Source organism: Geodermatophilus bullaregiensis (genome assembly GCF_016907675.1).
Taxonomy (GTDB): domain Bacteria; phylum Actinomycetota; class Actinomycetes; order Mycobacteriales; family Geodermatophilaceae; genus Geodermatophilus; species Geodermatophilus bullaregiensis.
Genome location: NZ_JAFBCJ010000001.1, coordinates 5,095,466 through 5,121,257, shown reverse-complemented (window position 1 = coordinate 5,121,257; position 25,792 = coordinate 5,095,466). Strand labels below are relative to the sequence as shown.

The window sequence follows — 25,792 nt, the reverse complement described above, 5'->3', positions numbered from 1 at the left end:
CCCCGACGCCCGCGACACGTCCACGGCCGGACGGCCCGGCTGATCACGCCCCCGTCGAGCAGCCGCAGACGGCGGAGCGGAGCCCCTTTCCTCCGCGACGGGTCCGTGGTCGACTGCCCCATCCCGGCAGCGCCAGCAGGGGTCTGGAGGCGGCGATGTCCCTGGAACAGGACGTGGCGGCGGCTCGCGGAGCGGTCGACGCCCTGGAGAAGGCGTGCGCACCGTTGGCGAGACACTTCGGTGACACGGTGGACTCGCGCAGGCTGAGAGTGGACGTCGCCCGGCTGCGCGACGACCTCAACCTCCTGTGCGGCGCGCACGCCCGCGCGACGCACGAGCCGTTCGCGGTCGTCTACGGCGACGGCGACGACGAGGGCATCGGCGGGTCCGGCCGCACGCGGCGGTGACCACCACCGCGCCACGCGGAGCCGGGGCGGCCACCCCCGGACGCAGGACCGGCACGGACACCTCGGGCCGTGCGGCCATCGGCGCGCGGACGCTGCGCACCGACCGCTGGTGGGTCCAGCCACTGCTCACCGTGCTGGCGCTGGTGGCGTTCATCGCCTACTCGTCGTTCCGCGCCTTCCAGAACGCGCACTACTTCGCCGAGCCCTACATCTCGCCGTTCTACTCGCCGTGCATCACCACGGCCTGCGAGGGCGACACCTTCCCCGAGCTGTTCACCGGGCCGGCCTTCATCTCCCCGGCGATCTACATCCTCGTCGTGCCGCTGGGCTTCCGGCTGACCTGCTACTACTACCGCAAGGCCTACTACCGCTCGTTCTGGCTGTCGCCGCCGGCGTGCGCGGTCGCCGAGCCGCACCGGCGGTACACCGGTGAGACGCGGCTGCCCCTGCTCGGGCAGAACCTGCACCGCTACTTCTTCTACCTGGGCCTGCTCTTCAACGTCGTCCTCACCTACGACGCCGTCCTCGCCTTCCGCGACGAGACCGGCGCCTGGGGTCACATGGGTCTGGGCACGCTGGTGCTCCTGGCCAACGCGGCCCTGCTGTGGCTGTACTCGCTGTCGTGCCACTCCTGCCGGCACATCGTCGGCGGTCGGCTCAACTCCTTCTCCCGCCACCCGCTGCGCTACCGGGTCTGGACGCTCGCGTCGCGGCTGAACGCCTCCCACGTGCGGTACGCGTGGGTGTCGCTCTTCGGCGTCGCGTTCGCCGACCTGTACGTGCTGCTGCTCGCCACCGACACGATCTCCGATCTGAGGTTCTTCTGATGGATCTCGAGAGGCACGAGTACGACGTCGTCGTCGTCGGCGCGGGCGGTGCGGGGCTGCGGGCCGCGATCGAGGCCTCCGAGTCGGGGGCGCGCACGGCCGTGGTGTGCAAGTCGCTGCTCGGCAAGGCGCACACGGTCATGGCGGAGGGCGGCATCGCGGCGGCGATGGCCAACCTCTATCCCGAGGACAACTGGCGGGTGCACTTCCGCGACACCATGCGCGGCGGGAAGATGCTCAACCACTGGCGGATGGCGCAGCTGCACGCCCAGGAGGCGCCGGACCGGGTCCGCGAGCTGGAGGACTGGGGCGCGCTGTTCGACCGCACGCCGGACGGCCTGATCAGCCAGCGCGACTTCGGCGGGCACCGCTACGCCCGCCTGGCCCACGTCGGCGACCGCACCGGCCTCGAGCTGATCCGCACGCTGCAGCAGCGCACCGTGGCCCTCGGCATCGACGTGTACATGGAGTGCACGGTGACCCGGCTGCTCACGGATGCCGACGGCATCACCGGGGCGTTCGGGTACTGGCGCGAGTCCGGCCGGTTCGTGGCCTGGCAGGCGCCGTCGGTCGTGCTGGCGACCGGCGGCATCGGCAAGTCCTACAAGGTCACCTCGAACTCCTGGGAGTACACCGGCGACGGGCACTCCCTCGCGCTGCAGGCCGGCGCCACGCTCGTGAACATGGAGTTCGTGCAGTTCCACCCGACCGGGATGGTGTGGCCGCCGTCGGTGCGCGGGATCCTCGTGACGGAGAGCGTGCGCGGCGACGGCGGCGTGCTGAGGAACTCCGCGGGCAACCGGTTCATGTTCGACTACATCCCCGACTTCTTCCGCAAGGAGACCGCGGAGACCGAGGAGGAGGCCGACCGCTGGTACGACGACAAGCGGAACAACCGGCGCCCGCCCGAGCTGCTGCCCCGCGACGAGGTCGCCCGCGCGATCAACAGCGAGGTGAAGGCCGGGCGCGGCACCCCGCACGGTGGCGTCTTCCTCGACATCGCCTCGCGCCGGTCGGCGGAGTACATCCGCAAGCGGCTGCCGTCGATGTACCACCAGTTCCGGGAGCTCGCCGAGGTCGACATCACCGCCGAGGCGATGGAGGTCGGGCCCACCTGCCACTACGTGATGGGCGGGGTGGAGGTCGACCCCGACACCCAGGCGGCCCGCGTCCCGGGCCTGTTCGCCGCGGGTGAGGTCGCCGGCGGGATGCACGGGTCCAACCGGCTGGGCGGCAACTCCCTGTCGGACCTGCTGGTGTTCGGACGGCGGGCCGGGCTGGCCGCCGCGGAGCACGCGCTGCAGCGCACGGGCCGGATCGCCCTGGACGACGACGCGCTGGCCGACGCCGGACGGGCCGCGCTGGCGCCGTTCGAGCGGGAGGGCGGCGAGAACCCCTACACCGTGCAGCACGACCTGCAGCAGACGATGCACGACCTCGTCGGCATCATCCGCACCGCGCCGGAGGTGCAGCAGGCCCTGGAGCGGATCGCCGCGCTCAGGCAGCGGGTGGCGGACCTGTCGGTCGAGGGCCACCGGCAGTACAACCCCGGCTGGCACCTGGCGCTGGACCTGCCGCACATGCTGCTGGTCAGCGAGTGCATCGCGAAGGCCGCCCTCGAGCGCGAGGAGAGCCGGGGTGGGCACACCCGCGACGACTTCCCGGCCACCGACGCCGAGTGGGCCAGGACGAACCTCGTGTGCTCACGCGCCCCCGACGGCTCCGTGGCGCTGACCCGGCAACCCCTCCCGCAGATGCCCCACGAGCTCGCCGAGATCTTCGAGGAGGTCCCGGCGTGACATACGACGCGACGTTCCGGGTCTGGCGCGGGGACGCCGGCGGCGGCGACCTGCAGACCTTCACCGTGGCGGTCAACGAGGGCGAGGTGGTGCTCGACGTCATCCACCGGCTGCAGGCCACCCAGGTCGGGGACCTCGCCGTCCGGTGGAACTGCAAGGCCGGCAAGTGCGGGTCCTGCAGCGCGGAGGTCAACGGGCGGCCGCGGCTGATGTGCATGACGCGGATGAGCACGTTCGGCGAGGACGAGACGGTGACGGTCACGCCGATGCGGACGTTCCCCGTCATCCGCGACCTGGTGACCGACGTGTCGTTCAACTACACGAAGGCCGCGCAGATCCCGGCCTTCACGCCGCGACCGCGCGACGAGGACGGCAACCACCGGGTGCAGCAGGTCGACGTCGAGCGGTCGCAGGAGTTCCGCAAGTGCATCGAGTGCTACCTCTGCCAGGACACCTGCCACGTCATCCGCGACCACGAGGAGAACAAGGCGGTCTTCGCCGGACCCCGTTTCCTGATCCGGCTGGCCGAGCTGGACATGCACCCCCTCGACGTCCGCGACCGGCGGGGCGCGGCGCAGGACGAGTTCGGGCTCGGCTACTGCAACATCACCAAGTGCTGCACCGAGGTCTGCCCCGAGGGCATCCACCTCACCGACAACGGCATCATCCCGCTCAAGGAGCGGGTGGTGGACCGCCGGTACGACCCGCTCACCTGGCTCGGGTCGAAGATCGGGCGACGCCCGCGGCAGTGACCGCGACCACCTCCCGCTCGAGCCGACCGGTGTGGCCCCACCGGGACCCGGGCGGGGCGCCTAGCCTCGGGTCCGTGGGTTTCACCGTTCCCGACGCGCACCTGCTCGCGCTGCAGGCGCACGAGGGTCAGGTGGACGCGCAGGGACGCGACTACTACCTCGCGCACCTGCGGCCGATCGCCGAGGCCTTGCGCCCCTACGGCGCGCACGCGGAGATGGCGGGCGTCCTGCACGACATCGTCGAGGACACCAGGGACCACCCGGACCCGGCCCGCCGTCACGACCTGGACCGGCTGCGCGCCCTCGGCGTCCCGGAGGTCGTCGTCGAGGCGATCGACGCGGTCACCCGGCGCCCCGGCGAGCTCTACATCTCCGGCTCGATCCGCCGCGCCGCCGCCCACCCGCTCGGCCGCCTCGTGGAGCTGGCCGAGAACAGGCACGACCTCGCCGCCAGTACCGAACTGGCCCGGACGGACCCGGAGAAGGCCCGCTCCCTCCGGGAGGGGCGCTACCGCCCGGCCCGCCGGATCCTGCTCGCCGCGGAGGCCGCTGACGCCAACGGGCGCCGCATCCTGGCCTGACCGCGCCGCCCCACCGGCGTCGGGAGGGAACCCAGGGCGCGCTCCCCCGCACAGCCCTGCTCAGGTCGTCGGCGACAGCGGTGCCGGCTCGCGGGCGGCGCCGGGTGCCTCCTGCCAGCGGTCCGGGAACGGCGAGCCGCGCCGCAGCAGGCCGAAGAGCACCCCGTGCGGCAGCAGCCGCAGCGGGAGCGCAGAGGCCCGGTAGGGGGCCGACGGGACGACGACGCGCCGATTGCGCGCCAGCGCGTCCAGCCCGCGCTCCGCGACGCGGCGCGCGTCGTCCAGTGCCCACGCGGGCACCTGGTCGATCGCCGCGCCGAGGCCGGCGAGGTCCATGAACTCGGTCGGGACGGTCCCCGGGCACAGCGCGGTGACCGCGACCCCGTGCGGGCGGCACTCGGCGTGCAGGGCCTCGGTGAACGACAGCAGCGCGGCCTTCGAGGCCGCGTACGTCGCCATCCGCGGCATCGGCACGACGCCGGACACCGAGCAGACGGTGAGCACCGCGCCGCTCCCCCGCCCCCACCGGCACCGGCCGCGGGCCCGTCGCGGCCCGTGCGGTCGCCGCCATGGTGCGGACGGGGCGTCACCACGACGTCAACCCGCGGCGGGCGGGGCACCGCCGCGCTGCGGACGGCCCGCGGAGCCCGGCAGGCGTCCTCCGGCTCGGCCGCCGCGGCCGCCGGGGGGCAGATACTCGCCTGACCTGGGCGTCGGCGGGGCCGGGGGACGGTAGCGTCGGTGTCGGACCGAGGAGGCCCCATCACCACACACCGTGGACGCTGCGCCGAAGCCCATCTCGGGTGCCCCTGCCGGGGCGACGAGACCATCCACGAGGAACGGTCCCGCGAGATCACCGAGGCCCGCACCCGGTCGGCCGAGCCGGTCGACTGCCCGGAGTGCGGCGCCCCCACCACACCGCTGGCCCTCGTCGCGTGGGGCAACTGCCGGGCCTGCCGCACCGCACACTCCCGGCGGGTCGAGCCCCTGCGCTGGTGACCGGACCGCCGGCCCCCGCACGGCCCGGGGCCCGGTGCGGCGTCAGGGTCGCTCGGCGGGCCCCGACCAGGAGGTCTCGCAGTCGGGGCAGGACCACGCCAGGTGCCGGTGGTGCCGGTGGCGACGCTGCACGCGCCGGACGACCGCCGCGCCACACGACCAGCACGACGAACGGACGTCCAGCGTGCGGGTGTGCTGCCCCACGGCGGAGGACGGGACGACCGACACGGGCACTCCGGGGGTTCGCCGACGCGACCCCGCTCGGGTTCCCGGCGTGGCCGGCCGGCAAACCGGGTCGCCGCGTCCCCGCCCGCGCCGCCCCGGTCTCCGGCCGGGGTCCGGCGGTGCGGCACCGGCGTCCCCGGGTACCCAGCCGCCGGGGACGGCGCGTCGAGGAGGGCGGTCCGGCCGTGGAGGAACGGGTGCAGGTCGACGTCGAGCGCACCGGCGGTCTCGGCGGGCTGGTCACGCACCGGTCCGCGGACACCGGGTCGCTGCCGGCCGAGGAGGCCGGCCGGCTCCGGGACCTGGTCGGCGGACTCGACCTCGAGGCCCTCGGGCGCGCGCCTGCCCCGGCCCGGTCGGTGCCCGACGCCTTCGAGTACGACGTCGTGGTCTCCATCGGCGGGAGGTCGGTCCACCTGCACGCCCGCGACCCCGACGTGCCGGAGCAGCTGCGCCCGCTGATCCGCTTCGTGCTGCAGCGGACGTAGCCGCCTGCGCCTACAGGATGCCGACGGTGCGGAAGGCGCCGCGGACCGCCTGCGCCGCCTGCCGGTCGACCTTGCGGTCCCGCGCGAGGATGCGCGCCTGCGCGCTGAGGACCTGGGCCGCGTCGGCGAAGGTGGCGGTCGGCCACAGGTTCTGCAGGCCGGCGTACCAGATCCGGCCGGCGCTGTCGGTGCCCAGCTCCGACGCGGTGAGGTAGAAGGCGCGGTTGACGATGCCGCTGTTGATGTGGACGCCGTAGTTGTCCTTGGGCCCGTCGTAGTACCCGCTCATGTGGTCCGGCTGCGGGTCCTTGCCGAGCAGCGCGTTGTCGTAGGCGCTGCCGGGGTGCGCCATCGAGCGCAGGGCCTCGCCGTAGAGCCCCTCGGCCATGATCTCGTCGCCGATCAGCCAGTTCGCCGAGTCGAAGTCCTCACCGCGGACCCGCTGCTCGATGAGACTGCCGAACACGTCGGAGAAGGACTCGTTCAGCGCGCCGGACTGCCCCTTGTACTGCAGGTTGGCCGTGAACTGCACGACTCCGTGGGACAGCTCGTGCCCCATGACGTCGGGCGAGGCGGCGAAGTCGACGAAGACCTCCCCGTCACCGTTGCCCAGGACCAGCCGCACGCCGTCCCAGAAGGCGTTGAGGAAGTCCACGTCGAAGTTCACGTTGACGGTGACGGTCATCCCGTTGTGGTCGATGGAGTCGCGGCCGTGCTCGGTGCGGAAGTAGTCCCGCGCCGCCCCCGCGTAGTCGTACGCCTGGTTGACGTTGCGGGCCTCGACGGCCGGGTCCCCCTCGCCCCGCACCAGCTGCACGTCGAAGTTCGCGGTGTTCTCGTCGTCGTAGACCGCGCGGTCGCCCTTGGTCGGCCGCGGCGAGACGACCGTGGTCCGCGCCGACGGGAGGTCCGGGGAGGCGCTCTGGCGCAGGTCGCGCAGCTGCTGGGTCAGCACGGCGGTGCGCTGCGCCGCGCCCGGGTCAGGGGTGTCCACGCTGCTCGACCGCGCGAGGTGCTCGATCACGGCGGGGGGCACGAACGAGCACCGCACGTGGCTGCTGGGGACGGACATGGAGGAGCCTCCTGCGACTGGCGGGGACGGACCCGCCGACCGGGGTGCGCGCACCCGCTCGGTGGGGACGGTCCGGGGCCGTCCCCGGACCGCCCGGGGAGGATCGCGGGGACGACGTCACGCCGGCGTCACGACCGCGTCACCGACCGGCCCACCGGCCGACCGCCGCGACCGGGCACCGGCGGCTCGAAGGAGGGGACGGACGCCCGGCGCCCGTCCGGGGTCACCGCGACGCCGGTCGGGTTGTCGCCGGCCGGGATCCGGGCCGTCACGGCCGTGTGGTGGGGGTCCCTCGACGCCTCGCTCCGGTCGCTGCCCGGGCGGACGTCGTCGAGCCGCCCCCGGCCCGGGCGTGACGGACCCGTGACGACGCCGTGACGGGCGACCCGGACCCTCGCGCCGAGGTCACCCCTCCCCCGCAGCGGACCCCCGGAGGTCTGGGCATGAACGTCCGGATCGGCACCTTCAACGTGCTCAACCTCGCCCGGCCCGGCGAGCGCTACTACCCCGACGAGGCCCCGTACTCCGTGGCCGAGTACGAGGAGAAGGCCGCCTGGACCGCCGGGCAGCTGCGCCGCATGGCCGCGGACCTGGTCGGCTTCCAGGAGGTCTTCCACGAGGAGGCGCTGCGCGACGTCTGCGGCCGGTCGGGCCGCTTCGACGGCGCCACGGTGGTGGCTCCGGGCGCCGACGGGGTCAGCGGCCCCCGGCTGGGCCTGGCCACCCGGCTGCCCCTCGCCGAGCCGGTCTCGACCGTCGTGGACTTCCCCGACGGGCTGGACGCGGTCGTCGACGGCGTCGGTCTCCCCGTCGGGACGTTCAGCCGCCCGGTCCTGCGTGCCCGCGTGGTCCTCGACCCGGCGCTGGACACGCCGGCGACCGTGTTCGTCGCCCACCTGAAGTCCAAGCGGCCCATCCGGGACCCGCAGGCGCCGGAGCACGACCCCCGCGAGGAGGCCCTGGGCAAGGCGCGGGCGCTCGTCCGCCGCGCCGCCGAGGCGGCGGCCCTGCGCTTCCTCGTCCTCGACGAGGTCGTCGGGAACGCCCGGCCGGCGTTCGTGCTCGGCGACCTCAACGACGCCGCCCGCGCGGTCTCCACGGACATCGTCATGGGCGACGCGCCCTCGCGGTCCTGGCCGAGGGCCGCCGCCGACCGGAGGGCCTACTGGGACCGGCTCCTCTACTCGACGTACGAGATGAACGCCCGGCGGGTCGGGCGCGACATCAGCTACACGCACGTCTTCAACGGGCACTACGAGACCCTCGACCACGTCCTCGTCAGCCAGGAGTTCCACGACCGCAACCCGGACCGCATCGGCGAGGTGAGCACCCTGCGGTACTTCAACGACCACCTCTTCGACAGCCAGCTCGGTGACGAGAGGCGCGGTCGCGTCGTCTCCGACCACGGCCAGGTCGTCGCGGAGGTCAGCCTGCGCTGAGACCCGTCACGCCGGGGCGGCGGCGGTCACCGCGGCCACCACCGCCGGGTAGGCGTCCTCGGCGACCCGTCGCAGCTCGGCGTCCGTGCGGTCCTGCACGGGGTGCGGGACCAGCACGAACGGCGCCGGGAAGCCCAGGGCCGCGCCCTGCAGCCGGGCGGCGTCGGCGAACGCCTCGCTGGCGAGGAAGACCCCCACCACGCCGCGACGCTCGAGGTCGGCGATGTCGTGCACACTGCACGACGTGCACGAGCCCTAGTCGGCCAGTGCCTCGATGACCACCTCGCACTGCTCGGTGATCTCGTGCCGCAGGTCGACCGGGGCGACCCGCGCGAACGTCGGTTTGCGGTAGCGGCGCACCGTCACGCCGTCCGCGCGGAGCAGCTCCTCCAGCCGGTCCAGGACGACGTCGCCGCGGGCCTTGCCGATGTCGAGCAGCCCCACGGTGCGGTCCCCCAGCGAGGACGGGCGTGGCAGCGGTGCCCGGGCCGGCGCCTGCCGCTCGCCGGTGGGGTCGAGGACCGTCCTCATGCGCGCACCTCCCGTGTCACCGGGACGCTGCCCGTCGCGCCGCCCACCCAACCACCGACGACGGCACTGAACAGGCCGGCGTCGCCGCCGGCGGAGACGACCAGCAGCCCGCCCGGCCGGAACTTCGGCAGGCCGGCGCCCGCCGGCGCCGCCGGCACCCCCTCGGCCATGCCGCCGGCCCCGCGCGCCACCTCGGCGCCCGGCAGGGTGAGCAGTCCGTCGAGCTCGGCCAGCAGGCGGGCGCGGTCCCAGCCGGACTCCCGGAGGACCCGGCCGTGCTCCGGGGAGACGACCAGCATCGCGTCGAAGGCCATCGGCAGCTTGGGGTGGCCGTTGACGCGCAGGCAGGCGGCGAACGACCGGGCCAGCGACCCCGGATCCCGGCTGAGCTGGTCGACCACCGGCTGCACCCCGCACCCGCCGAACACGGTCACCGCGTCACCGGGCACCCCGCGCTCCGCGGCCAGGGGCGGGAACGGGCTGTCGTGCTCGCGCTCGGCGAAGCAGAAGGTGTACTTGCCCGGGTTGCCCAGCGTCGCCCGGTCGACCTCGCCGGGACGGCCGCCGCCGACGTTGCGCACGACCAGCTGCAGGGCCCGGCCGATCGTGGCGTTGGCGCGGTTGCCCTGCCCGAGGGCGTTGACCCCGCTGTTCATCCCGATCCGCGCGGCGACCGGCCCGTTGACGACGACCACCGGCCCGGCGAAGTAGGTGGTGGCCAGCAGGCCGTGCAGCGCGAACTCCTCCGCGCACGCCGCCTCCAGGGCCGCCAGGACCACCGGCAGGTGCTCGGGCAGGCAGCCGGCCATCACCGCGTTGACCGCGACCTTCTCGACGGTGCACTCGACCAGGTCCGGCGGGACGACGGCCACCACCTCACCGGGGTCGCGGGTGGTCCCGCGCAGCATGCGCAGCACCCGCTCGGGTGTCGGCGGGACGACGGGCAGCCCGTCGGTCCAGCCGCGGTCGAACAGCGCCTCGTGCTCGTCCTCCAGGTCGGCCAGCTCGACCCGGCGGCTGGCCAGCCCCGTGCTCCCGTACCGCGCCTCGAGCGCGTCGACCCGGGACGGGTCCACCGACAGCGACCCGCAGCCGGGCCGGTGCTCGGGCAGGCCCGGGCCCAGCCCGGCGACACCGGTCAGCGCCTCCCACTGCTCGCGGCTCCAGCCCACCACCCGCGCCGTCTCGACGCCGTCCTCGACCCGCAGGAGCGTGGGCACCGTCTCGACGTCCAGCCGGTAGGACACCTCGAGGCCGGTGTCGTCGTGGTCGAACCAGCCGGCGTCGTCCTGGCACCACACCGCGGCGCCGAGCCGCCGCAGCACCGGCTCGACGAGGACGCAGGTCGGGCACTCCCGCTTCACGACGGCGACCAGCCCGTCCGGCAGCTGCACGCAGCCGACCCTAGCCCCAGTCGCCCTCCCCCGTCGCGGGTGCCGCCGCAATGGGAGACACCCAGGGTCCGCCGGGACTAGGGTCGGCGTCCCTGTGACGTGCCTCACACGAGGGGGACCCGATGGCCGACACGACCACACCACTGCGACCGCGCACCACTCCCCGCCCGCGTCCCGCGCCGGACGACGCCGCGGCGCCGGACGACACCGCGCCGCCGACCCCGGTCGAGGGTGGGGAGCCCGTCGGCCTCCCCTCACCGCGGGGCATGGCGCGCGGCCTGGTCGCGACCTTCACCCAGCCCCGGCCGATGGCCCGGGAGGCCGTCCGGCTCGGGCGGGACGCCGCGCGCATCCTCCGGGGCACCGGGGAGATCGCGCCCTCCCCCAGGGACGGCCGGTTCGCCGACCCGGCCTGGTCGCTGCACCCGGGGTACCGCCGGCTCGTCCAGTCCTACCTGGCGACGTCGGCGTCCCTGGACCGGCTCGTGGCGGACTTCGCGGCCAGTGGCGCGGACTGGCGCGAGGTCGAGCAGGTGCGGTTCGTCCTCAACGCGCTGACCAGCGCCATGGCGCCCACGAACACCCTGCTGGGCAACCCGGCCGCGCTCAAGCGGGCGTTCGACACCGCCGGGCTCAGCGTCGTCCGCGGGCTCCGGAACACGCTGCACGACCTGGTGCGCAACGGCGGGCTGCCCCGCCAGGTGGACCGCAGCGCCTTCACCGTGGGCGAGGACCTGGGCATCACGCCGGGAGCCGTCGTCCACCGGGACGAGGTCGTGGAGGTGATCCAGTACCGCCCCTCGACCCCGCGCGTCCGCACGCGCCCCCTGGTGATCGTCCCGCCCCCCATCGGCCGCTTCTACTTCCTCGACCTGCGACCGGGCCGGAGCCTGGTCGAGTACGCGGTCAGCCGGGGCCTGCAGGTCTTCATGATCAGCTGGCGCAACCCGACCAGGGAGCAGTCCGAGTGGGGCCTGGACGAGTACGCCGGCGGCGTCGTCACCGCCGTCGACGTCGCGCGCGAGGTGACCGGGTCCGACGACGTCACCACCCTCGGCCTGTGCGCCGGCGGCCAGGTGATGACGACGGCGCTGAACCACCTGGCCGCGACCGGCGACGACCGGGTGCACGCCGCCGGCTACGCGGTGACCCTGCTCGACTTCTCCAGCAAGGCCCCGCTCGGCGCGTTCTCCGGGCCCCGGCTGCTGGAGGTCGCCCGGCGCAACTCGCGCCGGCGGGGCGTCATCACGGCCCGGCAGATGGGCTCGATGTTCACCTGGATGCGCCCGGACGACCTGGTCTTCAACTACCTGGTGCAGCAGTGGCTCATGGGCGAGGACCCGCCCGCGTTCGACGTGCTCGCCTGGAACGCCGACGGGACGAACCTGCCAGCCCGGCTGCACGAGCAGTTCCTCGACGTCTTCGCGCACAACGCGCTGGTGAGGCCGGGGGCGCTGCGGGTGCTGGGCACGCCGGTCCACCTGAGCCGGATCACCGTCCCGACGTTCGTGACCGGTGCGCTCACCGACCACATCACCCCCTGGGACGGCTGCTACCGGACCACCCAGCTCCTGTCCGGGCCGAGCACCTTCGTGCTCAGCTCCAGCGGCCACATCCAGAGCCTGGTCAACCCCCCGGGCAACCCCCGGGCCCGGTACTGGACCGGCGGGGAGCCCGGGCCGGACCCGCACGCCTGGCGCGCGGCGGCGGAGGAGCACACCGGCAGCTGGTGGGAGCCGTGGTCGGAGTGGGCGGTCGAGCGCTCCGGCGACGAGGTCGCGGCACCGGAGACGCTGGGCAGCGCCGCGCACCCGGTGCTGGAGCCGGCCCCCGGCTCCTACGTGCGCGACCGCCGTCCCGCGTCCGGCTGAGGGGGGCACCGGCAGGACGCCACGACCGTCCCGGCGATCGCGCCGGGACGGTCGTGGCGTGCGGGCGGTCCCGCGGCCGGGGAACCGGGCTCCCCGGCCGCGGACCGCTCAGCCGAAGGCCTGCCGCATCCCCTCGGACGCCGACTCGGTCTCCGCGGACGGCACCGGGGCGGGCAGCTCGGCACCGTGCTCCTGCGGCACGGACGGCGACTGGACGGCGACGACGGCCGGGTCGACCCGCATGACCGCGTACCCGGCCACGGCGCCGGCGCCGAACCCGGGCGCGAAGACCCGCACCGGCTCGGTGACCACCCCGTCGCGCACCGCGTCGTGGATGGCCAGCGGGATGCTCGCCGAGGAGGTGTTGCCGACCTTCTCGATGTTGAAGTAGAGCTGGTCGGCGGTCAGCCCGGCCCGCTCGGCCAGGCCGATCACCATCGTCTTGTTGGCCTGGTGCGGCACGATCAGGTCGATGGCGTCCATCAGGGACCCGTCCCGGCCGTCCGGGGCCGGCAGCTGCCCCAGCTCGTCGATCATCTGGGAGAGGTAGCGGCCGGCCAGCGCCTTCACCTGCGGCCCGAACACCGTGATGTTGTTGTCGAACTCCGGGTTGGGCCAGAGGATCGAGTTGACCTCGCTGGCCGGGCCGCTGGCGTAGGTCTTCATGTAGTCGATGTCGCCGTCGGCACCCTCGGGCGCCGGGCCGACCACCAGCGCCGCCGCGCCGTCCCCGAAGATCATCCGCGACGTGCGGACGTTGCCGATCTTGTCGGAGAACTTCTCGACGCAGACGACGAGGACCGGCCGCTCGACCTCCTGCAGCATCCGCACGGCGTCGGCGACGCCGTAGGGCATCCCCGCGCAGGCGGCGATGACGTCGTAGGCGGCGTAGACCTGGTGCATCCCCAGCTGGCCGCACAGGTAGGTGGCCAGCGACGGGATGAGCCGGGAGCTGGTGCAGGTGCAGACCAGCACGGCGCCGATCTCCTCCGGCTGCCGGCCCGCCTTGTCCAGCGCCGCCTCGGCGGCCTGCAGGGCGAGCTCCTCCAGCGGCAGCGAGCTGTACTCGCGCTGCTCGATGCCGGTCTTCGAGGAGATCTCGTCGGCGCTCATCGGCGACCAGTTGTAGGCGGTGTTGCGGATCAGGTCGTCGTTGCTGCAGACCTGGTCGCCGTGCACCGCGGCCAGCGCCTCGATCCGCGGCTGCACCGAGAAGCGCTGCCGCACGTCGAGCTCCGGGTAGGGCCGGACCGGCGGCCGGGACTCCCGCGGCCCGGCGACGTGCCGGGGCTGGGCACCGGCACGCAGCCGGCGCAGGAAGGCCCGCACCTCCTTGTCGCGGGGGTGGAAGGCCACCACCCAGTCCTCGTCCTTGAGCTGGCTCGCGTCGGCCAACTCCACCTGGGAGCGCTCCCACGGGTACTGGTTGTGCAGCACCATCGCCCAGCGGTGCAGCGCCTCGAGCTCGGGGACGTCCTCGGAGACGTCGAGGATGTCGGTGTAGTCGTAGACCGGGTAGTCCGGGTCGTAGCGCGGCAGCCGGAAGGTCAGGTTGCCCGGCTGCTCCAGGAACTCCGCGACCGTGGGCTTGAGCGCCGGCAGCGTGGACGCGTGGTGCCGGCGGTTGGCGAAGACGTCGAACAGGACGTCGAAGATGCGGTCCTCGCAGCCCTCGTTCCACTTCGACGGCAGCTGGGGGTAGGCCTCCTGGACACCGGTGACCTTTGCCTCGCCGTCCTCCCAGGGCTCGAGGACGGGCAGGAAGACGTCGGAGCGGTTGCGCGGGAGGTCGCCCCAGCGGGTCGGCCGCTTGTCGTACATGGTGATCGAGAAGCGGTTGGCCCAGAACAGGTTCAGCGCGAGGTCGCGCATCAGGTCGTACCGGCTGGCGTACGCGCCGGTCTGCACCCGCTCCAGGATCTCGGTGCCGCTCGGGGCCTTGGTCTCGAAGTCACGGCGGATGACGCTGTCGAGCTGCTCGAGCGTCTCCATGGTGGAGAAGTCCAGCTCGGGCATGATGTTCGAGGGGAACACCATGCGGCCGTGCCGGTTCAGGACGAAGGCGTTCACGGCAGTCCTCTCGGTCGGACGGGTCCAGCTCCGGGGGGGTCCAGCTCTGGGGTTCAGCTCTGCGCGGCGGCGCGCTCCATGCCGCGCTCCACGGCGGCGATGAGGCGGGGCCGCAGTTCGGCGGCGGGGATGATGGCGTGCACCGAGCCCGTCCGCCGGGCGCGCTCGATGTCGTGGACGGCCTCGAACTCGGCGGCGACCTCGCCGAGCTTCTCCGAGCGGACGGCGCTGCGGAGGGTCGCCAGCTGCGCGCGCAGCTGGGCCTGCTCGACGGCGTCGGCCGAGCGGAGCGCGGCCTCCAGCTCCTGCACGCGGGGGTCGGCGCCGGTGCGCTTGTCCACCTCGCGGGAGAAGACGACCGCCGCGGCCGGGGCGCCCCCGATCACCGAGGCGTAGGAGCCCTCGACGGCGAGGACCTCCATGTTGTCGTTGAGCACGCCGGAGAAGACGACGAAGGCGCCCCCGTGATAGCGGGAGACGACGCAGAAGACGATGGGGCCGTCGAAGTTGGTGATGGCCCGGCCGATCTCCGCGCCGTACTCCAGCTGCAGGTTGCGCAGCGACTCCGGTGACCCGTCGAAGCCGGAGAGGTTGGCCAGCACGACCAGTGGCCGGTTGCCGCTGGCGGCGTTGATGGCGCGCGCGGTCTTCTTCGAGGAGCGGGGGAACAGCGTCCCCGCCGTCCACTGGTCGGGCCCGTCGGCCGGGTAGCTGCCCCGCCGCGGGATCGGCCGGGACTCCACGCCCAGGACCGCCACCGGGTGCCCGCCGAGGTGCGCGTCCAGGACGACGGCGGTGTCGGCGTCGGCCATGCCGGCCCACCGCTCCAGGACCGGGTGGTCCTGGTCGGTGACGGCCCGCATGACCGTGCGGATGTCGAACGCCTTCTTGCGCTCGGGGTTGGCCTCGGCGGAGAAGACGTCGCCGACGGTGGTGAACTCGCTGGACGGGTGCTCGTGCGGGAAGGGCCGCACGTCCCGGTCCCGCGGGTCGGAGGTCTCCGCCGGCCGCGGCCAGCGCTCCCCCGGCGCCCGGTAGGTGTGGTCGTAGTGCCGGAACAGCACGTCGAGCGCGCCGGTCAGGTTCGGCGCCCAGTACTGGGCCTGCCCGTTGGGGCCCATCACGCGGTCGTAGCCGCCGATGCCGAAGTTGTCCTCGGCCGACACCCCGCCGGAGTAGTCGAGGGAGTGCTTGCCGGTGAGCACCATCGCGCTGTCCGGCGTCATCACCAGGATGCCCCGGGTGTGCATGAGCATCGTGGCCTCGGCGTTCCAGTACGGCTGGGCGCCGACGTTGATCCCGGTGACGACGACGTTGATCTCCCCGCCGGCCTGGGTGAACTCGATGATCCGGCGCAGCGCGCGGGAGACCCAGTCCATGTTCTCGGTGCCGCTGTCCATCGAGATGCGGGCGCCGGAGGACAGCGCGAACCACTCGACCGGGATGCCGCGCTGCTCGGCGAGGTCCAGCGCCGCGACCACCCGCGCGCACTCGGGCTCGGCGACGGTGCCCAGCGCCTTGGTCGGGTCGCCGAAGAGGGCCACCCGGGTCATGCCCTCGGGGTAGCGCGGCGTCGGCGTGGTCACCAGGCCGGCGACGATGCCCGCCCGGTTCTGCCCCGGCGGGCGCTCGACGGGGACCAGCCGGCCGTCGTCGTCCAGGTCGTGCTCGACGAACGAGCCGGAGGAGCCGGCCAGCAGCGGGGCGAGCTCGTACGGGTAGGGCGCGCCGCGGGCCCGCGAGCTGAGCACCTTCGCGGTGTAGTCGTCCAGCGGGCGCATCGGCCGGGTGGGGCGGTCGGTCACGTCCATGCGCAGGCCGGTGCCGGGCCGGTAGGAGAAGCGCAGCGCCACGTCGCGCGGGGGCCGGCCCTCCTCCTCCTGCAGCCGGGCCAGGAGCACGATCTGGTCCAGCCCGGCGCCGATCGTCAGCGGCGCCGACGTGCGGGCGAAGGTCGCCACCTGGGACAGCGGCACCTCGATCGACGGCCAGGCGTAGAGGTAGACCCGGTTGTGCTCCAGCGGCCGGCGGGACCGGCGCAGCGACTGCGCCCGCCGCAGGCTGTCCAGGCAGGAGGTCAGCTGGCGCTCGACCGTCGGGAAGCCGACGACCTCGCCCTGCTCGTCGCGCAGCGGGGTGAGGTCGCGGACCTCGGCCATCGCGATGAAGCGCTCGTCGTTCGGGTTCTCCTTCGCCGTGACGTGCAGCAGGTAGGTGTCCTCGGCCGACGGCACGCGCGCGCCGTCGAACTCCTTGAGGCGCCAGATCTGGAACCGCTGCGCGGTCAGCGGGTGCAGGCCGCGGACGATGTGCTCCTCGGCCAGCCCGGCCCCGTCCGGCGTCCGCCGGTAGGTGAGCGTCTCGGCCTCGCCGTCCGGGGTGCAGACGGTGACGGTGACCCGGCGGCCGGTCCGCAGCGCCGGGACGTCGACGAGCACGCCGTGCAGCTGCTCGGACACGGCGTCGGCGTCCGCCGGGCGGTCGGGCCAGTTCACGTAGAGGTCGACGACCACCTGCGCCGGGTCGGCGACGTCGGCCAGCGCGCCGGCCACCGACGCCAGCGCCTCGGGCAGCCGCGCCCGGTCGGTCATGAGCGCCAGCAGGTGCAGCCGGGCGCCGTTCAGGTCGTAGCCGGCGGTGACGCAGGTGTCGCCGCCGAGCAGGGTCGCGCGCACGTCCTCGAGGCTGCGGCTGCGGTAGTAGCGGCGGGTGAGCACCTCGAGGACGGGGTCCGGGACGGTGGTCTCCCGCTCGAAGCGCTGGGCCAGCAGGCGGATGAGCGGCTCGGGGCTGGCGACCAGCGCCTCCATCCGCCGGATCTGCTCCGCGGTGTCCCCGCGGGCCGCGGCCTCGTCGAGCGCCTCGAGCAGCTCGCGGGCCCGGTCGAGGACCTCCTGGCGGGCCTGCTGGACGACCGGCTCCTCGAAGTACCGGTAGCGGACGGCGCGGGCCAGGTCCCCCAGCGAGGGGTGGCGCAGCTGGGTGGCCACGACGAGCCGGTCGAGGACCTCCCCCAGCTCCGCGCGCGCCGGGCCCTCCGGCAGCCGGTCGGCGGTCAGCCAGCGGTCCAGCAGCGCCGAGACGGCGGGCAGCTGCTCGCCGACGCGCTGCTGGGCGAGGAAGACCCGGTGCACCGCCTCGGTCAGCGCCGCGCTGGGCTCGAGGTCCTCGACGCCGTAGTGGGCCAGCGCCCGCTGCAGCCGGTCGCGGAAGGTCTCCGGCAGCCCCTCCCGCTCGGCGTCCAGGGAGTGCAGGTAGGAGTGGAAGTACTCGCGCGGGCTGTGGACCTGGGTGTCGGCCTCCTCCTCCTCGCTGGCCGGCCGGTTGCGGGAGAGCTCCGACAGGTCGGCGAAGGTGACCAGCACGTCGAGCTCGGCGGACAGCAGCTGCGCGTCGTCGACGGGCAGCTCGTCGCGGGCGGCGGCGTACTCGGCGACCAGCCGCTTGGCGTGCCCGCCGCTGACGTCGTAGCCGGTGACCAGCGCGCGCAGCGACGCCAACCGGGCCAGCGCCCGGCTCCGCGGGTCGCCGTCGGGCGTCTGCGCCTCCTCCGGCAGGGTCACCCGCTCGCCGGTGGCCTCCTCGACGTCCCCGCCGGTCCGCTCCAGGCTCAGCAGCGGGGCGCCGGCGTCGACCTGGCTGTTGACCGCGGCGCGCAGCTCGCGGACCCGGCCGGCGAACGGCGCGCGCACCGCCGTCTCCATCTTCATGCTCTCCAGGACGGCGACCGGCTGGCCGGCCACGACCTCGTCACCGGGCGCGACGCGGACGGCGACGACCACGGCCGGGGCGGGGGCGCGGACGATGCCGCCGACGTCGCGGCTGACCCGGTGCGTCTCGCCGTCGACCTCCACGAGGGAGGACCCGGGCGCCTCGGCGGCGACCACCGAGTGCCGCCGTCCGCCGATGGTGAGGCGGCTCTCCAGGCGACCGAGCCGGTCCACCTCGACGTCGACGACCCGGCCGTCGAGCCCGACCCGGTGCCGGTCGCGGTCCACGGTGGCGACGGTCAGCCGGTAGACCTGCCCGCGCATGCCGAGCTCGACGGTGCGGCCGACCTCGTGCGGGGCCCGCGGCCGGCCGCCCCGGGCCGAGGCCAGGAAGGCCAGCCGCTCCTGCTCCTCCTCGGCCTCGGCCAGGTCGAGCGCCACCTGCACGAGCGCCACCCACGCCGAGCCGGCCGGCCGGGCGCCGTCGGCGGTGCCGGCACGGTCCAGCCACCCGGTGTCGGCGGTGCCCTGCACCACCTCCGGGCGGTCGAGCAGGTCGAGCAGGAAGGACTTGGTCGTGGTGCCGCCGCGCAGGACGACGGTGGTCTCCTGCAGGGCGCAGCGCAGCCGGGCGAGGGCCTCGGGGCGGTCCTGTCCCCACGCGATCACCTTGGCGATCATCGAGTCGTACTGCGGCGGGATGACGTCGCCGACGCTCATCCCGGTGTCCACCCGGACGCCGGGCCCGGTCGGCAGCCGCAGCAGCTCCACGCGGCCGGGGGCCGGGGCGAAGCCCTGCTCGGCGTCCTCCGCGGTCAGCCGCGCCTCGACCGCGTGCCCGTTCGCCGGCGGCGCGCTGCCCTCGAGCCGGCCGCCGGCGGCCACGTGCAGCTGCAGCTTGACCAGGTCCAGGCCGGTGGTCGCCTCGGTGACGGGGTGCTCCACCTGCAGCCGGGTGTTGACCTCGAGGAACGTGGTGAGCTGCTCCTCCGGCTGGTAGAGGAACTCGACGGTGCCGGCGCCGACGTAGCCGGCGGCGCGCACGAGCGCGACGGCGGACTCGCGCAGGGCGGCGTCCTGCTCCGGGCTCAGCGCCGGGGAGCTGGACTCCTCGAGCACCTTCTGGTTGCGCCGCTGCACCGAGCAGTCGCGCACCCCGGGCGCCCACACCGTGCCGTGCCGGTCGGCGATCACCTGCACCTCGACGTGCCGGCCGCCCTCGACCAGCCGCTCCATGAACACGACCGGGTCGCCGAAGGTGCGCAGCGCCTCGCCCTGCGTGCGGACCAGCGCCTCCTCGAGCTCGTCGGGCGAGCGGACGACGCGGATCCCGCGTCCGCCGCCGCCGCTGCGGGCCTTGACGATGAGCGGGTAGCCGATGGCCTCGGCGTGCCGCCGGCCGTCGTCCGGGCCCTCCACCGGGCCGTGGCTCCACGGCGCGACCGGGACGCCGACCTTCTCGGCGAGGACCTTGGCCTCGATCTTGGCGCCGAGCAGCCGCATCGCCTCCGGCGACGGCCCGACGAACGTCACGCCGAGGTCGGCGCACAGCTCGGCGAAGGCGGGGTCCTCGGCGACGAAGCCCCAGCCGACCCAGGCCGCGTCCGCGCCGCTGGCGCGCAGCGCCCGGCCCAGCTCGGCGTGGTCGAGGTACGGCGAGGTGGCCCCGGTGTCGTCGAGCAGCACCGCCTCGTCGGCGGCGCGCACGAACGTCGCCCGCCGCTCGGCCTCGGTGTGCAGGGCGACGACGCGGGTCCGGGTGCCGTGCTCGGCGTTGAGCTCCCGCACCGCACGGATGAGCCGGAGCGCCGGCTCCCCACGGTTGACGACGGCGATGCGGTCGAACACCGGGCACTCTCCTCGATCGCTGGGCTGACGGGGGTGCGGGTGCTACATGTCCAGGCCGCCGTTGACGCCCCAGACCTGGCCGGTGATGTAGCCGGAGGCGTCCGCGGCGAGGAAGTGCACGACGCGGGCGACCTCCTCCGGCTCGCCGAGCCGGGCGAGCGGGATCTTCGCCTTCAGGTTGTCGAGCACCTTCTCCGGGACGCTCTCGAGCATCTCCGTGGCCGTGTAGCCCGGTGTCACGGCGTTGACCGTGATGCCCAGGCCGTCGGTCTTGCCGGAGCGCTGCACCTGCATCGCGGCCTCGCGGGCCAGCGTCTTGGTCAGCCCGAGCAACCCGGCCTTGGCCGAGGAGTAGTTGGACTGGCCGATGCCGCCGGTCTCCCCGATCACCGAGGAGATCATCACGATCCGCCCGCTGCCGCGCTCGATCATGTGCTTGAGGGCGGCCTGGGAGAGGTAGAAGGCGCCCGAGAGGTTGACGTCGATGACCCGGCGCCAGTCGTCGTCGGTCATCTTCAGCACCGTGCGGTCGACGGTGATGCCGGCGTTGTTGACCAGGATGTCGAGCCGGCCGTGCTGCTCGATCACCTCGGCGACGGTGCGACGGCAGTCGTCCGGGCTGGCGATGTCGCCGCGGTGCACGGTCGCCTGGCTGTCGGGGTAGGCCCCGGTGACGTCCTGGACGAACATCTCGGCCCGCTCGGTGTTGCCGCTGTAGCCCGCGGCGACCACGGCCCCCTGGGCGGCCAGGCTGCGGCAGATCGCCGCGCCGATGCCCCGGGTACCGCCGGTCACGAAGGCCACCCGCCCGGAGAGCTTGTCGCCGGTCCTGCTCGTGCGTGTCTGGGTGGCTGTCACCGACTCCTCCTGAGGACTCGGACGCGTGCGCCCCCGTGCCTGCACCGGGGCGACCACGACGCCGTCTTCTCCGGCGTCGGGGTACGGGCAGCATCCTGCGCTGGAGGCCGCACGGCAAGGCAGAGGGCGCGCTGGGTCCGACGACGACGCGGCGGACCGGCGTGGCGGGGGTGTTCCGTGGCCGGCCGGGCGGGCGGCCGTGCCGTGGGTGGTCCCCGGCGGGGGTGGTCGCCGACCGGCTCCCGGACGGCGGGCGGCGGGTCAGGGACGACCGTGGTCGGGCCGCCCCGGGCCGCCGGCGTCGCGGCGCCGCGCGCCCGCCCGCCGGGGGACGGCGCCCGGGCGGACGGGTGCGGGCAGCGCGTGGCAGACCGGCGCGCACGGCGGCCTGTTCGCCGCCGGCGGCCGGCAGTGCGCCGCCGGGGGTCTCCCGTCGACGGCCCGGCGGTGCTGCTGGGCGCGGGCGCAGGCCAGGGACTCGCGGAAGCCCTGCGCGTACCAGAGCGGGGCGTTGAGGACGACCCCGGCCGGTGCGGCCGCCCCGAGGTCCCAGACGAGGCGGGCGAGGTCCTCGGGACCCAGCCCGTGGCACCACGGGCCCACCGGGGCGGGTTCCCCGGCCGGCTCGAGACCGGCCGCCAGGCGCCCGTCGGCACGCCCCAGGACGCGGGCTGCCTCGAGGGCGCGCTGGAACGGCGACGACGACTCGTGCGCGCTCGTGTCCACGGCCCGCCTCCAGACGCTCGTGCGATCGCGGTCGTCGACCTCGGCGACCCGCTCCCCGGGCGGGCCGCGGTGGTGGACACCGGTCAGAGGAGGCGGAGGGGTCCGGTGATACCCAGCGGCCGCCCGGCGGCGCCGACGTCGGAGGGGACCGCCACCCGGCCGGCGGCGGTCCCCTCCGACGTCACCCGGCCGCAGTGGTCACCAGGTGACCGGCGCGTCCGGTGGTCCCACGTCCGGCGGCGGGGGCTCCGGCTCGACCTCGGCCACGCCGGGGACCGCCTGCAACCGCTCGCGCGCGTCCTCGGGAGCCGCGCCGACGATGACGCCGATCTGGTCGAGCACCTGCTCGGCGGCCAGCCCGCGCGCGGTCAGGTCCGCGGCGATCTCCGCGAGGTCGCGCTGCCCGTCGGTGGTGACCACCCACCGCCTGCTGCCGGCCACGGGGACTCCCTCCGCCCGGTGGGCGACCCGCGGGCCGCCGGGGACGGCCCGGCGGCCCGCGGGCACGCTCACGCGGCCACGCTCACGGGGCCTGGACCAGGCCCGCCCCGACCCGCGCCGCCGGGTGCGGCAGGTGCCGGGCCGTGGCCACCAGCCTCCGCCACAGGCTCTCCCCGCGCAGGGACGGCGAGGGCTGCGCCCAGAGCGCCGCGCAGCCGGCGACGTGCGGGGTGGCCATGCTGGTCCCGCTCTTGGTGCCGTACCGGGTCGGCCGCGGCACCGAGGACAGGACGTCACGCCCGGGAGCGGCGATCTCCACCTTGCCGAAGTTGGAGAAGGCGGAGGGTGCCAGCGTCCGGTCGAGGGAGGCGACCGACATGATCGTCGGCGAGTTCGCCGGCGCCCCGGTCGCCGCCGAGGCGTTCCCCGCGGCGGCGACGATCAGCGACCCGTTGTTCAGCGCCGCCCGCCCCGCCGCCGTGTAGGCGGCCTGGACCGGCGCCTGCGACCCGAGGGACATCGAGATGACCTCGCAGCGGTTGGCGATCGCCCAGTTCATCCCCGCCAGCACGCCGGCCGTGGACCCCGACCCGGTGTTGGACAGGACCTTGCCCGCGAAGACCGAGGTCCGGTGGCCGATCCCGTACCGCGGGGTGCTGCCGGCCGGCGCCTTGGGGCCGCAGGCCGTGCCGATGCAGTGGGTGCCGTGGCTGTGCAGGTCCTGCACGGGCTGGCCGACGAAGGTCTGGTGCACGACGTGCCGCCCGGTGAAGTCCGGGTGCCCGAGGTCGAGTCCGGTGTCGAGCACCGCCACCTTGACGCCGGCCCCGCTGCGCGTGCTCTGCGGGACCCGGCAGGCCACCAGGCCCCACGTGGCGCCGAGGACGAGGGTCTCCTCCTCGCCCACCTCCACCTGGTGCCGACGGCCGTTGCCGAGGTCGCGGGCGATCACCTCGGCCGCCTGCACGAAGCCGCGCAGGTACTCCGAGACGCCGTCGGTGTCGCCGTCGGTGAGGTGGGTCCGGAGGGACTCGAGGGTCTGCTGCTCGGCGAAGACGAAGTACTCGGGCTCGATCGCCTCGACGGGGCTGTCGGAGGCGACGGCCGTCTCGGCGGTCATGCCGCGCTCCGTCGCGGCGGGGCCGCTGAGCACGGCCGCGCCGATCTCCGGGAAGACGAGGACCTCGGCGTCACCGACGTCCCCCAGGGACACGGCCTGCCGGTCGAAGTCGCGGGCGTCGGCGACCCGCATGCCGCTCGAGCTGAGGGACTGGATCCCCGCGTCGACGGCGTCCTCCCGGAAGGTCGCGATGAAGCGGCCCGTCTCGAGGCTGTCGCCGCCGCTGTCCAGCGCGGCCGCGAGCAGGTCGTCGACCGGGGTCGACAGGGTGGGACCGGACGGGGATCCGGGACTGGTCATGGTGTTGCACCACCGTCTCTGGGGTGAGGGACTACGACACCGACGAGCGTGGGGATCGCGCGTCACCGGCCCGTCAACGCGCCGTCACCCCACCGGCGGCCGGGCCGGTGCCGCCGGCACCGGCCCGCGGCGCCCTCGTGGCTCCCGCCCTCGCCGTCCTCCCCCGCCGTGGCCCGGCGGCGCGGACGACGCCGGGGTGGGCGGCGCCGCACCACGACACCGTCACGCGGCTCCCGGCGGGCGCGGCGGGCGGTCTCCGGCGGCGGCTGCCCGTCCGCAGCGGCTCCTCCCCTGACGCCGGGTCCGGCCTCCGCGGTCAGCGGGTGAGCGCGGGCTCCTCCTGGCGGGTCCCGCTCCCCGGCACGTCGGTGACCCGGGGGCTCCCGGCCAGGTAGGCGAGCAGGCCGCGGGGCGCGTACTCCTCACCCAGCAGCTCGTGCCGCCGGACCGCGCTGGCCGCGACCGACTCCGAGGACGGGTCCTCCTGGCCGATGGCCCGCGAGTGGGGCCGCAGCAGGCGGAAGGCCCACCTCCGCGAGTCGTGCAGGCGGCCCAGGGGATCGGGGTCCACCGGGAAGGTCCGGCCGTCGTAGGCCGCGGGGCCGCCGTCCCCGGACCGGCGGAAGGCGTCGTCGCGGAACCCCAGGCCGCACGAGCGGGCGCGGTCGACCATCCACAGCAGCGCGATGTCGGCCAGCTCCGACTCCCGGTGCCCCCCGCCGACGTCGCAGTGGTCGCCGGTGAACCAGACCTGCTCCACCTGCGCGCGCCCGGCGACCGACCGGCGGTCCCAGAGGGTCGGGGCGAAGGGCCGGCGCCGCTCGTCGACGGCCAGCGCCTGGTAGGCGGCGTCGACCGTGCTGCTCAGCCGGGTGTCGTGGAACTCCAGCCGGCGGTTGGCGATCCGCGACAGCCCCAGTCCGACCGACGGGATGCCGAGGGAGCCCACGGTGTCCCACACGCCGAGGAAGCGGATCCGCGGTTCGTGGCTGTAGGACCGCCGGAACAGCTGCGACTCGAGGTCACGCGGGCGCACCGCCCGGGACCGGTACAGGGTGTGGGCCTCCTTCAGCCGGCCGGCGTGCTCGCGCCGCAGGACGCCGCAGTTGCGGATCAGCCCGACCGTGCTGCGGGCGGTGTAGGCCCCGCGGCTGAAGCCGAGGAAGAACAGCTCGTCGCCGGGGTCGTAGTGCTCCACGACGAAGCGGTAGGCGTCCTGCACGTTGCGCGAGAGGCCCACGCCGAAGGCCCCGCCCCGGAGCCGCTCGCCCGGCTTGGTCCCGACCCCCCGCTGGTAGTAGACCCGCTGCTCGACGCCGTCCTCCCCCCGGTCGTCGACCGCGAGGGCGACCTTGGTGACGTTCGTGGGGCAGGGCCGGCCGTCACGCTCCTGGTCGGCGGTGTTCCAGGTGCCGTCGCAGCACAGCACCAGACGCTTGGGCACGGGCCTCTCCTCCGCTGGTCGCGTCCCCCGAGGGGCAGGTCGCGGACACTAGGAGCCGCCGCGTCACGGCGCCGTCACCGCCGCCCGCCGCAGGGCCGGGTCACGCGCCCGGCGCCCCGGCGGTCGTGCGGGCCCCCGGTCGCGGCCCCGGGACGCCCGGGCCGCCGACGACGACGCGCACCTGCCACCGGGACACCAGGTCCTCCATCTGGCGGGTCGGCGGGACGCCGAGCTCGCGGGCCAGCGCGTCCCGGAAGGTGGTGTAGGCGCGCATCGCCTCGGCGAGGTTGCCCTCGGCGAGGTGCACCCGGACGATCGCCCGGTGCGCGCTCTCGCGCAGCGGCTCGTCCCGGGCGGCCTCGTAGGCGGCCTGCACCGCCTCGCCGTAGCGGCCGGCGAGCACCAGCCGGTCGGCCAGCACCTCGAGCGCGTGCATGCGCAGCTGGCGCAACCGCTCCCGCTCGAGCAGGACCCAGTCGTCGTACCAGCCCGGGAGCAGCTCACCGGCCAGCGCCGCCGCGGGCGTGGCGATGCGCTCGACCCGGGTCCCCGGGTCGAGGACCGCGCGCGCCCAGTCGACGAGTTCGCGGACGTCGACGCGCACCCCCCGCGCCAGCGCCACCGCGCCCCCGGACACGTCCACCAGCCCCGGCACCGCCTTCTGCACGCGCCACAGGGCGGAGCGCAGGCTGCCGTGGGCGTGCGACTCGGGGACCTCCGGCCACAGCTGGCCGGCGACCGCCCCGCGGGCCGGGCGGCCGCTCAGGCCCAGGTGCGCGATCAGCCGCTGGACACCGTGCGGCAGGCCGCCCACCGTCGTCTCCGCGCGGGCGTCGTCCACGGAGACCCGGAAGCCGTCGAGCAGGGAGACGCGTGCGTTCATGAGGCCC

Annotated in this window: 18 protein-coding genes and 2 pseudogenes; 8 read left to right on the top strand and 12 right to left on the bottom strand. The window is 74.8% G+C overall.

Going from position 1 to position 25,792, the window contains the following annotated elements; translation table 11 throughout:
- Positions 1 to 155 precede the first annotated feature (155 nt).
- The 5 genes from JOD57_RS24535 to JOD57_RS24515 all read left to right on the top strand — a co-directional run bounded on the left by JOD57_RS24535 (position 156) and on the right by JOD57_RS24515 (position 4,366).
- The gene (locus JOD57_RS24535; protein WP_204694416.1) at positions 156 to 407 is read left to right on the top strand and encodes an Rv0250c family protein; all 252 of its coding nucleotides are present in this window, start codon (positions 156 to 158) and stop codon (positions 405 to 407) included.
- Entirely contained in the window at positions 404 to 1,234 is an 831-nt protein-coding gene (gene sdhC, locus JOD57_RS24530) for a succinate dehydrogenase subunit SdhC (RefSeq protein WP_204694415.1), read from the top strand. The genes JOD57_RS24535 and sdhC overlap by 4 nt, the downstream gene beginning before the upstream one ends.
- On the top strand, positions 1,234 to 3,033 hold the full coding sequence (locus JOD57_RS24525; protein ID WP_204694414.1) for a fumarate reductase/succinate dehydrogenase flavoprotein subunit: 1,800 nt from the start codon (positions 1,234 to 1,236) through the stop codon (positions 3,031 to 3,033). The genes sdhC and JOD57_RS24525 overlap by 1 nt, the downstream gene beginning before the upstream one ends.
- Positions 3,030 to 3,785 (top strand): succinate dehydrogenase/fumarate reductase iron-sulfur subunit, encoded by a 756-nt coding sequence (locus JOD57_RS24520; RefSeq protein ID WP_204694413.1) that lies wholly within the window; start codon positions 3,030 to 3,032, stop codon positions 3,783 to 3,785. The genes JOD57_RS24525 and JOD57_RS24520 overlap by 4 nt, the downstream gene beginning before the upstream one ends.
- 74 nt (positions 3,786 to 3,859) lie before the next feature.
- Positions 3,860 to 4,366, top strand: coding sequence for a phosphohydrolase (locus JOD57_RS24515; protein WP_204694412.1), 507 nt, complete (start codon positions 3,860 to 3,862; stop codon positions 4,364 to 4,366).
- Positions 4,367 to 4,426: 60 nt separating this feature from the next.
- Here the strand turns inward: JOD57_RS24515 and JOD57_RS24510 are convergent.
- Positions 4,427 to 4,873: pseudogene (locus JOD57_RS24510) on the bottom strand (SDR family NAD(P)-dependent oxidoreductase); the annotation flags it as partial.
- Positions 4,874 to 5,775: 902 nt separating this feature from the next.
- Between JOD57_RS24510 and JOD57_RS24505 the strand changes: the two are divergent.
- Entirely contained in the window at positions 5,776 to 6,078 is a 303-nt protein-coding gene (locus JOD57_RS24505) for a protealysin inhibitor emfourin (RefSeq protein WP_204694410.1), read from the top strand.
- 10 nt (positions 6,079 to 6,088) lie between these two features.
- Here JOD57_RS24505 and JOD57_RS24500 read toward each other — a convergent pair whose 3' ends face one another.
- Positions 6,089 to 7,150 (bottom strand): M4 family metallopeptidase, encoded by a 1,062-nt coding sequence (locus tag JOD57_RS24500; RefSeq protein WP_204694409.1) that lies wholly within the window; start codon positions 7,148 to 7,150, stop codon positions 6,089 to 6,091.
- A 443-nt stretch (positions 7,151 to 7,593) separates the two neighbouring features.
- On the opposite strand from JOD57_RS24500, the gene JOD57_RS24495 reads away from it, so the two are divergent.
- On the top strand, positions 7,594 to 8,589 hold the full coding sequence (locus JOD57_RS24495) for an endonuclease/exonuclease/phosphatase family protein (protein ID WP_204694408.1): 996 nt from the start codon (positions 7,594 to 7,596) through the stop codon (positions 8,587 to 8,589).
- A gap of 6 nt (positions 8,590 to 8,595) precedes the next feature.
- Here JOD57_RS24495 and JOD57_RS26560 read toward each other — a convergent pair.
- Both JOD57_RS26560 and JOD57_RS24480 read right to left on the bottom strand, forming a co-directional pair.
- Positions 8,596 to 9,120 (bottom strand): annotated as a pseudogene (locus JOD57_RS26560) (UGSC family (seleno)protein).
- Positions 9,117 to 10,514, bottom strand: a complete 1,398-nt coding sequence (locus tag JOD57_RS24480) for a thioredoxin family protein (RefSeq protein ID WP_204694405.1) — start codon at positions 10,512 to 10,514, stop codon at positions 9,117 to 9,119. Before JOD57_RS24480 ends, JOD57_RS26560 begins: the two are co-directional and overlap by 4 nt.
- Before the next feature lie 122 nt (positions 10,515 to 10,636).
- Here JOD57_RS24480 and JOD57_RS24475 point away from each other — a divergent pair, with 122 nt between their 5' ends.
- Complete coding sequence (locus JOD57_RS24475) at positions 10,637 to 12,385, top strand: PHA/PHB synthase family protein (protein WP_204694404.1); 1,749 nt, start codon at positions 10,637 to 10,639, stop codon at positions 12,383 to 12,385.
- Between the two features lie 108 nt (positions 12,386 to 12,493).
- On the opposite strand, the gene JOD57_RS24470 is transcribed toward JOD57_RS24475, so the two are convergent.
- From JOD57_RS24470 to JOD57_RS24435, 8 genes are all read right to left on the bottom strand, one after another.
- The gene (locus JOD57_RS24470; RefSeq protein ID WP_204694403.1) at positions 12,494 to 14,455 is read right to left on the bottom strand and encodes a 3-oxoacyl-ACP synthase III family protein; all 1,962 of its coding nucleotides are present in this window, start codon (positions 14,453 to 14,455) and stop codon (positions 12,494 to 12,496) included.
- 53 nt (positions 14,456 to 14,508) lie between these two features.
- Positions 14,509 to 20,013, bottom strand: coding sequence for an ATP-binding protein (locus tag JOD57_RS27160; RefSeq protein WP_204694402.1), 5,505 nt, complete (start codon positions 20,011 to 20,013; stop codon positions 14,509 to 14,511).
- A 42-nt stretch (positions 20,014 to 20,055) separates the two neighbouring features.
- Positions 20,056 to 20,871 (bottom strand): 3-oxoacyl-ACP reductase family protein, encoded by an 816-nt coding sequence (locus JOD57_RS24460; RefSeq protein WP_204694401.1) that lies wholly within the window; start codon positions 20,869 to 20,871, stop codon positions 20,056 to 20,058.
- 261 nt (positions 20,872 to 21,132) lie between these two features.
- A complete protein-coding gene (locus JOD57_RS24455; RefSeq protein ID WP_204694400.1) occupies positions 21,133 to 21,597 on the bottom strand; it encodes a hypothetical protein in 465 nt (154 codons plus the stop codon).
- A gap of 198 nt (positions 21,598 to 21,795) precedes the next feature.
- Entirely contained in the window at positions 21,796 to 22,110 is a 315-nt protein-coding gene (locus JOD57_RS24450) for a hypothetical protein (protein ID WP_204694399.1), read from the bottom strand.
- A 10-nt stretch (positions 22,111 to 22,120) separates the two neighbouring features.
- Positions 22,121 to 23,458: a S8 family serine peptidase gene (locus JOD57_RS24445; protein ID WP_204694398.1), complete on the bottom strand. Its 1,338-nt coding sequence runs from the start codon at positions 23,456 to 23,458 to the stop codon at positions 22,121 to 22,123.
- Positions 23,459 to 23,774: 316 nt separating this feature from the next.
- A complete protein-coding gene (locus JOD57_RS24440) occupies positions 23,775 to 24,902 on the bottom strand; it encodes a T6SS phospholipase effector Tle1-like catalytic domain-containing protein (RefSeq protein ID WP_204694397.1) in 1,128 nt (375 codons plus the stop codon).
- Between the two features lie 100 nt (positions 24,903 to 25,002).
- Complete coding sequence (locus tag JOD57_RS24435; protein ID WP_204694396.1) at positions 25,003 to 25,785, bottom strand: AfsR/SARP family transcriptional regulator; 783 nt, start codon at positions 25,783 to 25,785, stop codon at positions 25,003 to 25,005.
- Positions 25,786 to 25,792: the final 7 nt, after the last annotated feature.

Bases quoted from the DNA above. Each gene is read 5' to 3' on its own strand.
- JOD57_RS24535 (WP_204694416.1), top strand. From the start codon at position 156: ATGTCCCTGGAACAGGACGTGGCGGCGGCTCGCGGAGCGGTCGACGCC.
- JOD57_RS24525 (WP_204694414.1), top strand. From the start codon at position 1,234: ATGGATCTCGAGAGGCACGAGTACGACGTCGTCGTCGTCGGCGCGGGC.
- JOD57_RS24500 (WP_204694409.1), bottom strand. From the start codon at position 7,150: ATGTCCGTCCCCAGCAGCCACGTGCGGTGCTCGTTCGTGCCCCCCGCC.
- JOD57_RS24495 (WP_204694408.1), top strand. From the start codon at position 7,594: ATGAACGTCCGGATCGGCACCTTCAACGTGCTCAACCTCGCCCGGCCC.
- JOD57_RS24475 (WP_204694404.1), top strand. From the start codon at position 10,637: ATGGCCGACACGACCACACCACTGCGACCGCGCACCACTCCCCGCCCG.
- JOD57_RS24445 (WP_204694398.1), bottom strand. From the start codon at position 23,458: ATGACCAGTCCCGGATCCCCGTCCGGTCCCACCCTGTCGACCCCGGTC.
- JOD57_RS24435 (WP_204694396.1), bottom strand. From the start codon at position 25,785: ATGAACGCACGCGTCTCCCTGCTCGACGGCTTCCGGGTCTCCGTGGAC.